This is a genomic window from Roseburia hominis A2-183, from assembly GCF_000225345.1.
In the GTDB taxonomy this organism is placed as follows: domain Bacteria; phylum Bacillota; class Clostridia; order Lachnospirales; family Lachnospiraceae; genus Roseburia; species Roseburia hominis.
On record NC_015977.1, the window covers coordinates 2,034,254 to 2,049,709 of the forward strand.

Sequence of the window (15,456 nt, forward strand, 5' to 3'; positions counted from 1 at the left end):
CCTTCTCTTCCCGCTGCAATCCCGTTGCTTCCTATCCGATCAGCCCATAGTGCTTCAGTCCGTTTTTAATTCCATGATTCATAATATCGGTCGTCACATACTCCGCGGCAGCCTTCGCCGCAGATGCCCCGTTTCCCATGGCGATGCCATGTCCCACATAGGTGAGCATCTCCAGATCATTCGTGCTGTCGCCGAACGCATACGTATTCTCCCTGGCAACCCCAAGTATGTCACATACCTGCGCTATTCCGGTCGCCTTGGTGTAGCCCTTCGGCACCACTTCAATCAGCTGCGGATTGTGTTCAATCACATCAAAATGCGGCACCAGCTCCGCTTCCACCGCACGCACGCTCGCCCCGTTCATATAAGCGCTCAATTTGTTGATCTCATACTCCGTCTGCCCGCGGATCTCCCGCACATCCTCTCCCAGTTCCCTGCGAAGGTACTGGATAAACGGATCTTCCTTAAAATCTTCCCCGTTTGCGTAGATATAATGCGGTCCCTCCAGCACCGCTTCCATGTGGTATGCCTCAATGACACGTAGAAGTTCCTCCGCTTCTTCAGGCGTAAGCAGCCTCTCGCACACCTTCTTTCCTTCATATTCAATATGTGTGCCGCACGCCGCCACAATCCCGTCAAACCCTATTCCAAGGATCTTCTCACTGCGGATGTTCGACCGGCTTCTGCCGCTGCACAAAAACGCGTAATTCCCGTCAGCCCTAAGTTCGCGTATCGCTTCCGTTGTACTTTCCGGCACCTGCATGTGCTCATTCCACAAGGTTCCGTCTATATCAAAAAACACTGCTTTTTTCATCTTTTCTCTCCAATTCCCATTCTCTTGCGTAAAAGTCAGTTCTGCTATATGCAAAACATTCTCTTCCCCGCCGCATGGTGCACATCCTATCCTATAAAGGAAAAAAAACAACCGCGCGGGCTGAACTCATTATATCAGCCCGCGCGGTGTCTGGCAACTTGCGGTTTCTATTTCAAATATCCTGTTACTCTCTGTGCATGGAGATGGTGTTCATCTCGTAATGCTCAATGTTCTCATGAATTCCACGGTCATCTGCCTGGGAAATCAGAGTGTCACGGTTCTTCTTGGAAGAGATCTGGTCGTTGAACGCACTCGGTCCGCCGACACAGCCGCCCTCGCATGCCATACCCTCGATGAAATCCTCCGGCAGTCTGGCTGCTTTCAGAAGAAGCAGTGCTTTCTTACACTCGGCAGCTCCGTTTGCAACGCATACCTTTGCATCGATCTCATCCTCAGACTCTTTCAGACTCTGAAGAACAGCTGCGGTTACACCGCCGGAATTTGCAAAACGCTTACCGAAGGTGGATGCGATCTGATCATCGTTTGCAGCCGGCTGCAGTACGACGCTCTTCGCTTTCATGATCGCACGGATCTCACTGTAGGTCAGTACATAGTCTGCATTGCCCGGAATCTGCTGATCCACAACCTCAGACTTCTTTGCGATACACGGTCCGATAAATACCGTGATGGCTTCCGGATCTCTTGCCTTGATAAGGCGGGAAACCGCACACATCGGAGATACCGTCGTCGATACACAGTCTGCCAGATCCGGATAGTGCAGGCGTACCATATTTACGAATGCCGGACAGCAGGAGGTAACTTTCTTCTCGCCCGCCTTGTAAGCTTCCGCCCACTCCTCGGACTCGTAAGCTGCCGTCATATCACCGCCGAGACCTACGTCGAAGAAATCGGTAAATCCGAGTTCTTTCATCGCATTCTTCCAGCTTGCCATCGTGATGTCATCCCCGAACTGTCCCTCGGTCGCCGGTGCAGCCATCGCATAGACATGCTTACCCTCGCGCAGTGCGTTGATTACATCTACAATAAAGCTCTTGGAGCCGATCGCTCCGAACGGACAGCTGTGGATACATTTACCGCAGCGGATACATTTCTTCTTATCGATGACGGAGATACCGTGCTCATCGTATGTAATCGCGTTGACCGGACAGCTGAACTTACACGGTCTCTTCAGATGTGCGATTGCATTGTACGGACAGGCCTGCGCACATCTTCCACATTCTTTACATTTTGTAGGATCGATGTGGGAGCGGGTTCTTCCCGGCTCAATCGCACCGAATTTGCAGGCATTGATACAAGCCTTTCCAAGACAGTTCTGGCAGTTCTCCGTTACAATATAACTGGAAATCGGACAGTCCTCACATGCAGAACTGATGACCTGGATCACATTGCCGTCATCAGTCAGACCTGGCGCTTTGCCCTCCGCCAGACGGACTCTCTGTCTGATAATCTCTCTTTCTTTATAAATACAGCAGCGAAACTGCGGTGTCGGACCTGGGATCAGGCTCATTGCGATATTGTCTCTCTTCTCGTCAAGCTCACCGGCAAATGCCAGCTTTGCCACTTCATAGAGTACGTCGTGTTTGATTTTGATCACGTTTTCATCAGCATACATCGTGTTTTACCTCGCCCTTTTCTATTCGTTAATTTTTTAACCATCTTAGACATTATATATTATCTGTATGGAATTGCAAGAGAAACGCATGTATTTCTTTGCGTACATGATGTATACCGTCAAATTGTAAAAAATCCGACTGCTGTTTTGTGCAATATTTTTCTGGGAAGTCCACTGTACTGTTACTTTGGTACCTGTTCCATCAGGAACGCCCGCATCTGCTCCTCTTCCCAGATCACGGGAACGGGGTAGTTCGGATTGCCCTCTTTGAGCGCGCGCGCCGCAAGTTCCGGCACGTCCTCCTTGCGCAGCATGGCAAGCTGCTCCGGGATGCCCATGCTCCGGTTCATCCGGCGGATTCTCTCAATAAACGCCTCCGCCAGCACGGCGTCCGTCTCCTTGCTGTTTCCATCCTCCGCCCCGGATGCGCACACTTTCCTCTCCATTCCTGCTCCGGACATTCGCACTTCCCTCTCCGGCTCTGCTCCGGACATGCGCACTTCCCTCTCCGGCTTCCCCCAGGCTGCGCGCACTTTCCTCTCCAGCCTGGCCAGCGGCTCATACACGGCACTCCCGTATGCCGCAAGCACCTTCGGCAGCAGAATCGCATTCGCCTCCCCGTGCGGGACATGGTAGAGTCCGCCGATCCCATGTGCAATCGCATGCACGTACCCGACATAGGCATTGGTAAACGCGATCCCCGCCTCGTAGGAACCGGTCAGCATATTCATCCGTGCCGCCTTGTTCGCAGGTTCGCGGTAAGCCGTCAGCAGATTGGCACCAATCAGGCTCACCGCCTTCATGGCATGCGCTTTCATTTTCGGGGAACAGAACCGGTTGCAGTACGCCTCCACCGCGTGCGTCATCGCATCCATCCCACTATAGGCGGTCATATCCGGCGGCAGGGAACAGCTAAGCCCCGGATCGAGAAATGCGTAGCGCGGTATGAGACAGTAATCCATGACGGCATGCTTATAGTGGCATGTCTCGTCCGTGATGACAGCCGCCAGCGTCACCTCCGAACCGGTTCCCGCCGTCGTCGGCACCGCAAGAAGGAGCGGCAGCTTTTTGTGGATCTTAAGCATCCCGCTCATTTTTCCGACCGGGAGATCTCTCTTTACAGCGCGCGCTCCCGCGACCTTGGCGCAGTCTATGACAGAGCCGCCTCCGATGGCAAGGATCGCCTCACAGCCGGATACCAAAAAACATTCCGCTGCCGCCTCCACCTCCGCCACGGTCGGATCGGGCGATACACCTGTGTATAACACCGTCCGGATGCCGGCATCCTCACACTGCGCCAGAAGCGGCGCGACCGTCCCGCGCCGGATCGTTCCCGGCGTGGTAATGACCTGCACCCCTTTTATCCCGTGTGTCTTCAATAATTCCGGTATCCTGGTGATACACCCGTCCCCCTGCACCAGCGTCTGTCTTCCCGCAGGAAACAGGGAAAGCATCCCCGCGCAGAGCGCCTGATAGACGCGGTATATGGCATGTTTTCCATTCATCTTATTCCTCCTGCCCTTATGCTTCCCCATCTTTCTGCAGGGCATACTTTTTCACATAATGATAATGCTGGATCGCCACATTGACCGGAGAGAGCGTTGCCGACGCGCCCGTCGCGCGCACATGCAGACAGCAGACCGCCGCCTTTGCCACAAGCGCCTTTAACGCCTCCACATCATCCGCCGTTCCCGCGGATACCACAACGCCGACACGCGGCACAAGCACCGCGCCGTATTTTCTTAAGAGTCCAAGCATATCTCTGCGCACATGAAGACAGCACGGAATCTTCCTGCCGATCATCTGCGCCATATCATCCACCTGCGCCGGGATTCCCCGTCCGCTCGCCGCGCAGAGAAGGACTGCCGGCGTATCGCAGATTCCCACATAATGAAAATGCTTCTGTAAGACGTGAAACAGCTTTTCCTGGCGCTTCTGGTCTTTTCTCGGCTTCTTTTTCGGCTGTCCCAAAATGCTCCTCTTACAGATCTCCTCTAAGAGCATGGCGCGGGAAAACGCCTCCTCCCTGTCCTTTCCGCAGATCAGCACGCCGTGGTGCACCATAAAGACCACCTTTGCTCCTGACTGCATGGCATCGTAGACCGCCCCTGCAAGCTTCTCCGTACTGGAAAGCCCGTATGCCGCTCTCGCGATCCCGCCGAGCTTCTCTGCCTCTTCCTCCGTCATGGCAAGCTGCTCAAAGCCGCAGAGCCCGATCGCCGTGGCATAGGTCTGATGGGTGTGAATGACATACCCCACCTCCGGGAATATCTGATACGCCGCCAGATGCACACCCTTTTCACTCGAAGGCTTATGCGCGCCGCAGCACACACCGTTTCTTATGTCCATCAGCACCAGATCCCGCGCCGTCATCGTCTCATAATCCAGCCCGCTCGGCGTGATGACAAAATGATTCTCGTCGATACGGCAGCTGATATTGCCCCAGGTTCTCGCCACCAGTCCCGCCTGCTGCAGCTTTTTTCCCTCCGCTGCGACAAGGCGTCTCGCCATCTGTTCTTCCATTCCAGTCTCCTCCGCTTCTGCCGGTGCCCGCTGTCACCCGGCTTTTTCTCTATTCTCTATTATCTTCCATCAGAAGCTGTTTTGCAACCGCATGTGAAACATTATATGTCCGAAGTCCCGTCGCATTTAATGCCTCTTCATTCGCCTCGCAGTACAGCTGATACCAGCCCTGCTTTCTGTAGTCCGCCGCGCCGCTTTTTCCCGCATATTTTTCAATTGCCGGCGCCGCATCCGTCGAGAGCGTGTAAAGATAGCTGTAGTCCACCGTCTCCTCCCCGGACGCTTCCCACGAGGTGTGCGTCAGATTGTAAGCGGCGATAAAATAATCCACATGCGAAAAGGAAAATACGAGATACACCGCTCCCACCAGAACAAATCCATACCGGAACAGCGGAAACTGCGGTTTTACGATCTTTGCGATCACGCCAGCCATCAAAAGTGCAATCACCGCCAGTGCCACCAGCACTGACACACGCAGAAACGTCAGTTGGTACGCCCGGATATAGAGAAGCATCCGGCAGGCGCTCGACGCTGTCATAATAAGCGTGCAGCCTGAAATGGCAAGGAGCAGCGCCTTCAATACTCTGTTCTCCTTAAAATAGCTCTGGATGAAAAGCACCGCCGCCAGATTCAGCACACATACGAACAGAAGCTGAAAAAAACCGCGTCTGGCGTACTCCGCATAAGTAACCCCCGCCGGAAGCTGCATGTTTCCGATAAAAAGATACACGATCTGGATTGCCGAAAACAGAAGATACAGCACGGCAATCGGCGCGGTAAACGCAATCGCTATCAGCGGTTCCGCTGTTTTTCCGGCGGAAGGCTTAATGTCTGCCGCGTGCTTTTGTACATACCGCACACCGCAGTAGGAGGATAAGAATCCAAACACCAGCATGAGCAGAATCCGAAGCAGCTTCACCGGGAACCGGAACACTCCCGCAAACCGTACGAGCAAATCTGCAAATACCATGTCCGCAGACATTAACAGGAGCACCAGAACCATCAGACAGGGCACCGCCGCGCAGATCCCGATGAGAACATACCAGCCCGCATGGCTCTCCCTTGTCTTTTTGCTGCGGTAAAATGCTCCGCCATCCGCAAACGGCTTCCCGATAAAGCAGACCGCCCCGCACACCGCCGCCACAATCTCCGCCAGATATTTTCCGAAATTCCACCCGGTATCCTGCGCGAAGTTGTGCAGAAGAATCCCCACAAGCAGCACGAAAATAATAAGATCATTCATCCAGCCGATCCATTCGTTTCCCGTCAGAACGGTAGAGATTCCAAGCAGTACAATCATCCCCAGCACAATGCCATTGTCCCGTCTCTCCTTTTCCCCGAACATTCGGAACACAAAACGTACATACCACACACTCGACGCCACCCAAAGCACCGACGCCAGTCCCATCACATTTTCAAACAGGCATCCCGTGTATACAAGCGCATAGAGCAGGCTGGCGCCCGCCAGCTTCCCGAAAATCTTTGCCCCTTCCTGATTTTCTTCCTCCGGAATCATTTCCTTCGAATTCATTTCCCTACCGATCATGATCTCTTCCATCGCCGTTCTCCTCCCCTTCTTCCTCTACATACTCCAGAATATCTCCCGGCTGACAGCCCAATGACCGGCAGATCTTATCAAGCGTATCCATCCGGATCGCCTTTGCCTTTCCGTTCTTTAAAATCGAAATATTCGCCATTGTAATGCCGACTTTTTCCGATAACTCAGTCACGCTCATTTTCCGCTTCGCCAGCATGACATCTATATTGATCCTGATTGCCATTCTCTTCCTCATTTCCGGACGATCCGCTGCCGTCCTATATTGTCAACTCCGCATCCTGCTTCATCTCATACGACTTATAGATCAGATGGGACAGCGCCGCCGCAAGCACCGCGATCACCACATTGATAAAAATGAGCAGAATCATAAAAATCAGAAATGCCGGTCCAAGCGCCCGCTTTGCCGCGAGGAACAGAATTCCTGCAAACCAGACCACCGCCAGCACAAACGCCAGCCTGCTGATTACCACAAACGACCTTGCATTCTCACCAGAAAAAGAATTGTCGCGTCCGATCTGCACGCAGACCTTCCAGAACTGATAGAGAATGGCATAGCAGAACACCGCAATGCCCCACCCGTAGAGAATCCCCGGAATGCGGAGCGCCGCGTAGTCCGGATATGTCACCGCCATGTCCCATGCCAGATACGGCACCACCAGCCCGAAGAACAACAGTCCCATCCCTGCAATCGAAAGTGTGATCCCCTTTAACCAACCTGCCACCTGTTTCTGACTCATAATTACCTCTTTTCCGCAATCTTACTGCTGTATTTTTCTCACAGCTTTATTATATCCATGTTTTTCCATTTTGCAATATATTTTTATCGTTTTTCGATAAATTCATATCGTTTTAAAGGAATCTTAAGAAAAAATACCAGGAACGGTGTTTCCCATTACGCAAAAAAGAGCACCGATCTCTCGGTACTCTCCAGTGGAAGCAACGGGGCTCGAACCCGTGACCTCTCGCGTGTGAGGCGAACGCTCATCCCGGCTGAGCTATGCTTCCATATCTGCTATTATAGTCCTTTCGCAGAAAAATACAACCTCAATTTAAAAATTCCTCTTTCTCGAGCAAAAGCCGCATGGCCCACGGCGGCACCGCCGCTTCGTCATAGTCCTCCAGAAACAGAAACGCAGTCCGGTAGTCCGGGCGTTTTGCCGGATACCGCCCCTTTCCGTCCGTAAAATAGAGCAGTCCCGCCAGCTCTTTTAATTCTCCCTGTTCCAGAAGATCATTGACATAGGAAAATGCCGGGCGAAAATCCGTGCCGCCCCCGCCAAGGAGTGTAAAGTTCTTAAGAAACACCTCCATCTCCTGCTCACCCGTGATCTTTGCATCGCTTCGCACCGCATTGTCGCACTGTAAAACCCGGATCACGGAACGCGCAAAGAAACTGTCGCTCTGGTGCAGGATGTTTGCCGTCTCGCGCAAAAACTGTTCGACCAGTTCACCGCTGGTGGAATAGCTGGTGTCAATCACGATCACAAACTCGCGGATCTTCTCTACCTCCCTGCTCTCAAGCGGCTCGATAAGCGGCAGATTCCCGTATACCGAAAGTCCGTATGTGTAATAACTCAGATCAAATTCCTCCGGGTCGGCATGCAGTTCCTCGTGCAGCACGGCAAATTTCTGCAGGAAATCCCGGTAGCTTCGTCTGCTTTTCCCCGCCGCAAGCTGCGCCGCCAAAAGGTCTTCACCGTCCTTGGGCTTCTCTCCCCGCCGCTCCTGCTCCATGCGGGTCTGCCTGGCGATCTGATTCCACTTTTTCTGATTGTCCGCCGCAGCCGCACACTTTGCCGCATCGTTCTCCCTCTTCGGCCAATATTTGTGACTGTCCGTGTAAAATTCGCGCGCTAACGCCTGCCATTCCTCACAGACCGGCATTCCCTCCGCCGGCAGCGGGAAATAGCGCTCCCACAAAAGATCGTAGACGACGGCAGCCGACACGCCTTTTTTTTGTTCCCGCAGTTCTTCGTACAGCTTCTGGCGCGTCCAGCTTAAGATCCGTTTCGTACATTTTTTTCCCAGACCGTCAATCGTATATTCCACAGCAACATCACAGGCGAGATTCCACAGCCGCCTGTCGCGGTTCCCCGCAATCCACGGATGGGAGAAAATACAGTGCAGCACTGTGTGAAGATAGGCACGGTTTAGGTACGGTGCATTTTTCTCAAACACACGCAGTATCTGCTCTGTGGAGTAGAACAGATGTCCCCCGTCCGTGGCAAAGCTCTGCAACGACGCATCCGCCTGCGGCACAAGCGCCGAGAATGCGACGTCCAGATACCGCAATTCCAGGTACAGTTCGTTGCGCACATAAGAAAGTATCTTTTCCGCCATCTGCACTTCCCATTCTTCCTGTGTCTGTATATGTCCCATGCCATCTCTCCTCTTCCGGTTTCTTTTTCAAAATACCCTGCATCCGCACGTACTTTTCCGTGTAAAAACAATCTTAAAAATCGTCAAACGAATAGCACTCGTCCGGCGTTTTCTCCGCGAAATACTGCTGCATCAGATGAAGCAGCGCCGCCGCTCCCTCCGCCCAGTCCGCTTCCCCCGCGCGCATGGCACACGCCGCCACGTCCTCCCGCGTCAGAAACTTCCGGCTGCAGCAATCCTCCGCCAGTTCCAGATCCCGGTCATCCGTGATGCGGCGGATGAGATAACCGCTGTGCGCCTTCAGATACTCCTCGTAAAGTCCGCGCGGCGCCTCCGAAAGTTCCGCCGCATAGCGCACGCGGTCGAGTGCCAGCCGTCCCAGCGTTGCCTCCGATTCATCCACACACGCCTGCGGGAAAATCTTATCGTACTGTGCGAAATCGAGCACGTCCTCGCGGAAGCTCTGTCTCGCCCGGAATCCCTCCCCCACAATATTTCTGCCGAAAATATGTGCCGGCGCGATCTCGTCATAGCTCTCATAATATTCCGGAAACAGCAGCTTCGCCCACACGCCGTTTTCGCCGCTTAAGGTCACTTCCAGATCCGACGAAAGCTGTGCCAGCAAAAGCCTGAGCCCCGTCTTTTGCCCGGGGTCCGCATGCAGTAACAGCCGCGACAGGCTCCGGCAGTTCATAAATGCATCGCTCCCCAGCGTGTCTATCCCGCTTCCAAGCTCCAGTTCCGCCAGCTCCGTGGCATTATAAAAAGCAAAGTTTCCGATCTTTTTTATGCCCTCCGGCAGCGTCACGCGCGTTATGTATGCCCCCGCCAGTTCCGCAAGCGCATCGTCTGTCTCCGGTGCGCCGTCTGTCTCCGGCTCCGCCTGCATCTCCCCGTCCGGCGCTGTCTCCGGTGCGCCGTCTGCTCCCGGCTCCGCCTGCATCTCCCCGTCCGGCGCTGTCTCCGGTGCGCCGTCTGCTCCCGGCTCCGCCTGCACATAACTGCACCGGCATTCTGCCGGGAGATGCGCCTGCGCCGCAAAGCAGTAGTCCCCGATCTCCGTAATCGCTCTTCCCTCTATCTCTGCCGGGAAACGCGGCTCCGGCGTCTCGCCAAACGCCCGAAGCAGCCGCGCGTCTCCCTCATTTGTCAGCTCCCAGTATAACTTATAGTTCATCTTCTGCTCCTAATGTAAACTCTACGCTCCATTATACGAAAGGCGTTTTTCTCTGTCAAATCTGCGTCATTCCGCCCAGCAGAATTCCGGTGTTGTCCCGGTAGATACCCGCGAAATCCGACATGGGAAGCGGATTTTCTCCCATCCCGGTCTCGATCGTGTAGCCCGGTCTGTCGTATTCCTGGATAAACCAGTCCTTATACCCGGCATATCCCGACTGCGTGGGCGTCTGCTCCACGGTATAGCCGCTGACACGCCCAAAATACTGCGCAATCTCGTAGGAGCGCGCCGGTTCATAGTCCAGATACTTCCAGTAGATGACCTCCCCCTGCGTGTGATACGCAAGGATCAGCCTGAAATCATGTGATCTGGTAAACGCGTACACCGCCTCGCTCTCGGGCGCCGTCAGGGGTACCTCTCCCACATAATCTCTGGGCGCCGGCTTCGTGTACCCCTGCGCATATTTAATTCTCTTTGCGTTTTCCCAGCCTGCCGGAAACTGTAGATTTAAATCTATGCCCTCGATATTCGCCTTCCATCCGGCCGGAAACGGAATTGCCGGATAATCCGATGCAATCTGCTGCGCCCGCCGGTAATACCCGCCGTCCGTAAGCAGCCCGTTCACCAGATCCACCCCGTCGGGATTGACGAGCGGCACAAGGAAAAGCCGGTACTCCTCAAACAGTTCCGCCGCCGGCACGCCGTAGAGCGCCGTTCCTTTTTCGTACGCCTGCGCATATTCCTCCGCAAATTTGAGCAGAACCGGCGTTGTGATGCTCTCATTTGCATGAAAAGATGCGTTGTAGAATACCTCTTTCTCCCCGTTTCCGATCTCCAGATACGAAATCGACTTTCCCATCACACTTTTGCCGATCTCCCCGCTCTTTAAAAACGGGTAGCGCGCCAAAAGCCCGTCAATCACTGCCGCTGTGAGCAGCGACGTATAAGGCACCTCCACCGACGTTACCGGGTCTTCAAAAAGGATCCGGTTCTCTCCCTCCTCCGTGGCGTATCCTCTCAGATACGGCAGCAGCTTTTCCCAGACAGATCGATCCACCACGCATATGCGGTCCGGCGTGCGGTCGGTCTGCAAAAAATCAGCGAGCGCCCGGCAGGTGTTCGTTCCAAAGATGCCGTCCACCAAAAGCGGATACCCCGCGCGCTTTAACGCCAGCTGCATGTAAGATACCAGGATTCCCCGGTCTCCCTGATACAGATTTTTCAAATTCTCCTTCTTTCCGGCACGAGAAACTCCTCCCCTGCCATACTCCTTCTTCTTATTTTATGCAGACACGCAGCCATTTAGCTGTCACTTTTCCACAGACGCAAAACGGACATGGGTGGAAAAACAGTCCGTGTCTTTCCCTCCATGTCCATTTTAAGATTGTTATAGGGCTCTCCGCCTCCGGTTAGCAGGCTTCGATCTCCTTGATACTGCATTCGTTGCCGGTCACAAGATACGTTTCATAGCTTCCACAATGCGGGCACTGTCTTCCGTAAGTAACCGTCTCATAGGTCTTCTGACAGTCCTCACAGATTGTGACCGCCGGAAGGGACTCAATTTTCATCTCGCACTCTGCGATCAGCGGATTCTTTTTGCGGTAAAATTCCCAGCACTCCGTCAGATATTCCGGCACAATACCGCTGACCTCACCGATGTCCAACGTGACAGATCCTATTTTTTTTAATTCGTTCTCCGCTGCAACCTGATCCAGCGTCTTTGCGATATGAACAATAATTCCCAGTTCGTGCATATGACTCCTCTTAATTCTTGTTGCGCTTGATCGCAAACTGACGCTTTAACGCATACGGTGCAATTGCTTTCAGTTTGTCCTCAGACTTCCACATACGGCTTGCATCCGGCAGATCACGTGTCAGATGGATCGCATCAAACTCACACTTCGTCGTACAGATTCCACAGCCGATACACTTATTCTCATCCACAACCGAAGCTCCGCAGCCGAGGCAGCGCTTTGCCTCTGTCTTGATCTGCTCCTCGGTGAGTGTGCAGCGCAAGTCGCGGAATGTCTCCTTTGCCACGCCGGCTTTTGTGCCCGGAATCTGGCGTTTTGCGTTGTCAAATGTCTCCACGTCGATGTTGTTCTTATCCAGCTCGATGAACTCTCTGCGGTTACGTCCGAGTGTTAAGCTCTGTCCCGGATTGACAAAACGATGCATGGATACAAATCCTTCTTTTCCTGCTGCAATGGCATCGATGGCAAAACGCGGTCCTGTGTATACATCACCGCCGACAAAGATATCCGGCTCTGCGGTCTGATAGGTTACCGGGTCAGCGATAGCTCCGCCGTTCGGTCTGATCTCCACTTTTGTTCCCTTTAACAGATCTCCCCAGACGATGGACTGTCCGATGGAAAGCAGCACGTTCTCGCACTCAACGGTCATCAGATCATTCTCATCATACTGCGGGTTGAAACGTCCGTCCGCATCCTTGACGGAGAGACACTTCTTGAAGACGATTGCCTTCACTTTTCCGTTCTCTGTCAGAATCTCCTTCGGACCCCAGGAATTGTTTACGGAAATGCCCTCTTCCTCAGCCTCTGCCACTTCATCCTTTGCCGCCGGCATGATGTCGCGGGACTCCAGACAGAACATGGAAACCTCACCGGAACCTGCGCGCAGCGCTGCTCTTGCCACATCGACTGCCACGTTACCGCCGCCGACAACGACGGTTCTTCCGGAAAGCTTTGTGCTCTCATCCAGGTTCACGCTTCTTAAGAATTCCACACCGGTCTTCACGCCATCAGCGTCCTCGCCCGGAACTCCGGCCTTGCGTCCGCCCTGTGCACCGATTGCCACGTAGAATGCCTTAAAGCCCTCCTCGCGGAGCTGCTGGATCGTCACGTCTTTTCCTACCTCTACGCCGCACTTGAAGGTAACGCCCATCTGGCGGAGAACCTCGATCTCTGCGTCAATGATATTTTTCTCCAGACGGAACGACGGAATACCGTTTAACAGCATACCGCCCGGACGAGACTCTTTCTCGAATACCGTTACCGGATAACCCATCTTTCTGCAGTAGAACGCTGCGGAAAGACCAGCCGGGCCGCCGCCGACAATCGCAATCTTCTGCGGCAGATCCACGCCGGTTCCAAGATGGTTGACAATCTCCGGGATATAGCGCTTATCCGCATGCATCTCCTGCTCTGCGATGAATTTCTTGATCTCATCGATGGCTACCGCCTGATCGATCGTTCCTCTGGTACATGCATCCTCACAGCGGCGGTTACAGATAGAACCACAGACTGCCGGGAACGGATTCTCGTTCTTGATCAGCTTTAAGGCATCCATGTATCTGCCTTCCGCTGCCATCTTCACATAACCCTGTACTGGAACGTGTGCCGGACAGGCAGTCTTACACGGAGCTGTACCGGTCTCATAGCAGTTGATCTGGTTCTTGTCACGGTAATCTGTGCTCCACTTCTCCGGTCCCCACTTTGTCGCATCCGGAAGCTCCTGCTTCGGATAAGTGATCTCACCGTTCTTTGTGCACAGCTTCTGTCCGAGCTTTGCAGCACCGGTCGGACAATACTCCACGCAGCGGCCGCATGCCACACAGTTTTCCTTGGTCACATGTGCGCGGTATGCAGAGCGGGACATGTTCGGTGTATTGAACAGCTGGGAGGTGCGCAGCGCGTTGCAGACGCCGACTGCACAGTTGCAGATTGCAAAAATCTTATCCTCGCCGTCGATATTGGTAATCTGATGTACATAACCCATCTTCTCGGCGCGCTCTAAAAGCTCTAACACTTCGTCAAGCTCCACATAGTGTCCTCTTCCGGTCTGTACCAGGAAGTCTGCCATATCGCCGACACCGATGCACCACTCGCCCTCGATATCGCCGGTTCCCTCTCCGCGGACTCTCTGCTGCAGACGGCAGGAACACTGCCCGATCGCATACTTGTCCTTGTATTTTTTCAGCCAGTGGGAAATGTGTTCCACATCTGCAGATTCCTGCGCTGCCGGAATTGCCTTCTCTACCGGGATAACATGCATACCGATACCGGCTCCGCCGAGCGGCACCATCGGTGTCACCTTCTCTAACGGAAGTCTTGACATATTCTCAAAGAAATCAGCGACCTCTGTGTGCTTTTCCACCTGCTCTTTGTTCATTACCATGAACTCGGCGCTTCCCGGTACATACATCGGCAGAATGTACTGCTTCTCATGCTGCGGATTCTCCCAGTTGTACTCGATGATTCCGACAACCGCCATCTCCTGCAGCAGCTTCTCAAGCTCTGCCTCCGGCTTCTTGGTCTTCTTTGCCAGCTTCGGAAGGGTAATCGGCTTGCGCACGTCCATGCACAGTGCCACTTCCGCCATCTCATCGGTAACCACACCTGCAAGACCCCAGTATTCCGGATCGTTTACCGTGAGCTTCTCCATACCAAGCTTGTACGGAATACGGTCGGTAATCTTTTTCCCGAGCTTTAAAATCAGTTCTCTTTCTTCTGCCATAACAGTCTCCTTTTTCCTTCGTTTTTCGTTGTTTTTCCTGTTTTTTTATTCTGTCTCGTCTGTTTTCGTCTTATATTTGCATAAATAGTGCGCACTCTAAGAGTGCGCATACTCATAGCCTGTGTATACCCATAAAATATGTATGCCGCTTCCGGCAGTTTTTAATTATTCCACTGTTTTACTTCCGTGCGAAGCCAGTCGTACCACGCATCCATCCCCTCGCCGGTGCGGGAAGAGATCGGAATGATCTGAATGTTCGGGTTCAGCTTCTTCACGCGCTCTTTGCATGCCTCGATGTCAAAATCAAAGTATGGAAGTACATCGATCTTGTTGATCAAAAGCACGTCGCAGATGGAAAACATTAACGGATATTTTAACGGCTTGTCATCCCCTTCCGGAACGCTTAAGATCATGGCGTTCTTTACGGCTCCCGTATCGAACTCTGCAGGGCAGACCAGATTGCCGACGTTCTCGAGAATGGCGAGATCCACGTCCTTTGTCTCGAGGCTCTCAATGCCCTGTCTCGTCATGTCCGCATCCAGATGGCACATGCCACCCGTATGGATCTGGATTGCCTTCGCGCCAGTCTGTGCGATCGTGTCGGCATCCACATCCGAATCGATATCCGCCTCCATGACTCCAATGCGCATCTCGTCTTTTAACGCGCCTATCGTCCGCACCAGCGTGGTCGTCTTTCCAGACCCCGGTGAAGACATCAGATTCAGAAGAAATGTTCTGTCTGCCTTTAACTCAGAACGAAGCACATCTGCTTCTCTGTCATTGTCTTCCAGAATGTTCTTCTTGATTTCAATCACCTTAAACTCACTCATTCGTATGCCCCTTTCCCTGTGCCGAGGTATTCCTTTGTTCGGTTGCGTTCTGGTCATACCTCATGT

Annotated in this window: 13 protein-coding genes and 1 tRNA gene; all 14 read right to left on the bottom strand. The window is 53.4% G+C overall.

Annotated elements, in window-relative coordinates; all coding sequences use genetic code 11:
• Positions 1–31: 31 nt before the first annotated feature.
• Positions 32–814, bottom strand: coding sequence for a Cof-type HAD-IIB family hydrolase (locus RHOM_RS09135; protein WP_014080017.1), 783 nt, complete (start codon positions 812–814; stop codon positions 32–34).
• A gap of 184 nt (positions 815–998) precedes the next feature.
• Complete coding sequence (locus tag RHOM_RS09140; RefSeq protein ID WP_014080018.1) at positions 999–2,447, bottom strand: 4Fe-4S dicluster domain-containing protein; 1,449 nt, start codon at positions 2,445–2,447, stop codon at positions 999–1,001.
• A gap of 182 nt (positions 2,448–2,629) precedes the next feature.
• On the bottom strand, positions 2,630–3,952 hold the full coding sequence (locus RHOM_RS09145) for an iron-containing alcohol dehydrogenase (RefSeq protein ID WP_014080019.1): 1,323 nt from the start codon (positions 3,950–3,952) through the stop codon (positions 2,630–2,632).
• A 16-nt stretch (positions 3,953–3,968) separates the two neighbouring features.
• Positions 3,969–4,970 (bottom strand): class II aldolase/adducin family protein, encoded by a 1,002-nt coding sequence (locus RHOM_RS16530; protein WP_014080020.1) that lies wholly within the window; start codon positions 4,968–4,970, stop codon positions 3,969–3,971.
• Between the two features lie 49 nt (positions 4,971–5,019).
• Complete coding sequence (locus tag RHOM_RS09155) at positions 5,020–6,528, bottom strand: DUF4153 domain-containing protein (protein WP_014080021.1); 1,509 nt, start codon at positions 6,526–6,528, stop codon at positions 5,020–5,022.
• Complete coding sequence (locus RHOM_RS09160; RefSeq protein ID WP_014080022.1) at positions 6,506–6,751, bottom strand: helix-turn-helix domain-containing protein; 246 nt, start codon at positions 6,749–6,751, stop codon at positions 6,506–6,508. The genes RHOM_RS09155 and RHOM_RS09160 overlap by 23 nt, the downstream gene beginning before the upstream one ends.
• Positions 6,752–6,785: 34 nt before the next feature.
• Positions 6,786–7,265, bottom strand: a complete 480-nt coding sequence (locus tag RHOM_RS09165; RefSeq protein ID WP_014080023.1) for a DUF2975 domain-containing protein — start codon at positions 7,263–7,265, stop codon at positions 6,786–6,788.
• A 194-nt stretch (positions 7,266–7,459) separates the two neighbouring features.
• Positions 7,460–7,533, bottom strand: a tRNA-Val gene (locus tag RHOM_RS09170).
• 39 nt (positions 7,534–7,572) lie between these two features.
• Entirely contained in the window at positions 7,573–8,907 is a 1,335-nt protein-coding gene (locus RHOM_RS09175; RefSeq protein ID WP_014080024.1) for a vWA domain-containing protein, read from the bottom strand.
• A gap of 73 nt (positions 8,908–8,980) precedes the next feature.
• Positions 8,981–10,084 carry a leucine-rich repeat protein gene (locus tag RHOM_RS09180; RefSeq protein WP_014080025.1) on the bottom strand — a complete coding sequence of 368 codons (1,104 nt, stop codon included), beginning with the start codon at positions 10,082–10,084 and terminating at the stop codon, positions 8,981–8,983.
• A gap of 55 nt (positions 10,085–10,139) precedes the next feature.
• Positions 10,140–11,309 (bottom strand): M14 family zinc carboxypeptidase, encoded by a 1,170-nt coding sequence (locus RHOM_RS09185; protein ID WP_014080026.1) that lies wholly within the window; start codon positions 11,307–11,309, stop codon positions 10,140–10,142.
• Between the two features lie 184 nt (positions 11,310–11,493).
• Positions 11,494–11,838 (bottom strand): hydrogenase maturation nickel metallochaperone HypA, encoded by a 345-nt coding sequence (locus RHOM_RS09190; RefSeq protein WP_014080027.1) that lies wholly within the window; start codon positions 11,836–11,838, stop codon positions 11,494–11,496.
• A 10-nt stretch (positions 11,839–11,848) separates the two neighbouring features.
• Complete coding sequence (locus RHOM_RS09195; RefSeq protein WP_014080028.1) at positions 11,849–14,560, bottom strand: FAD-dependent oxidoreductase; 2,712 nt, start codon at positions 14,558–14,560, stop codon at positions 11,849–11,851.
• Between the two features lie 161 nt (positions 14,561–14,721).
• Positions 14,722–15,390, bottom strand: a complete 669-nt coding sequence (hypB, locus tag RHOM_RS09200; protein ID WP_014080029.1) for a hydrogenase nickel incorporation protein HypB — start codon at positions 15,388–15,390, stop codon at positions 14,722–14,724.
• Positions 15,391–15,456: the final 66 nt, after the last annotated feature.

Excerpts from the sequence above, each read along its gene's own strand:
- RHOM_RS09165 (WP_014080023.1), bottom strand. The coding sequence starts at position 7,265 with ATGAGTCAGAAACAGGTGGCAGGTTGGTTAAAGGGGATCACACTTTCG.
- RHOM_RS09155 (WP_014080021.1), bottom strand. The coding sequence starts at position 6,528 with ATGGAAGAGATCATGATCGGTAGGGAAATGAATTCGAAGGAAATGATT.
- RHOM_RS09135 (WP_014080017.1), bottom strand. The coding sequence starts at position 814 with ATGAAAAAAGCAGTGTTTTTTGATATAGACGGAACCTTGTGGAATGAG.
- RHOM_RS09190 (WP_014080027.1), bottom strand. The coding sequence starts at position 11,838 with ATGCACGAACTGGGAATTATTGTTCATATCGCAAAGACGCTGGATCAG.
- RHOM_RS09140 (WP_014080018.1), bottom strand. The coding sequence starts at position 2,447 with ATGTATGCTGATGAAAACGTGATCAAAATCAAACACGACGTACTCTAT.
- RHOM_RS09160 (WP_014080022.1), bottom strand. The coding sequence starts at position 6,751 with ATGGCAATCAGGATCAATATAGATGTCATGCTGGCGAAGCGGAAAATG.
- hypB (WP_014080029.1), bottom strand. The coding sequence starts at position 15,390 with ATGAGTGAGTTTAAGGTGATTGAAATCAAGAAGAACATTCTGGAAGAC.
- RHOM_RS09195 (WP_014080028.1), bottom strand. The coding sequence starts at position 14,560 with ATGGCAGAAGAAAGAGAACTGATTTTAAAGCTCGGGAAAAAGATTACC.
- RHOM_RS16530 (WP_014080020.1), bottom strand. The coding sequence starts at position 4,970 with ATGGAAGAACAGATGGCGAGACGCCTTGTCGCAGCGGAGGGAAAAAAG.
- RHOM_RS09145 (WP_014080019.1), bottom strand. The coding sequence starts at position 3,952 with ATGAATGGAAAACATGCCATATACCGCGTCTATCAGGCGCTCTGCGCG.
- RHOM_RS09175 (WP_014080024.1), bottom strand. The coding sequence starts at position 8,907 with ATGGGACATATACAGACACAGGAAGAATGGGAAGTGCAGATGGCGGAA.
- RHOM_RS09180 (WP_014080025.1), bottom strand. The coding sequence starts at position 10,084 with ATGAACTATAAGTTATACTGGGAGCTGACAAATGAGGGAGACGCGCGG.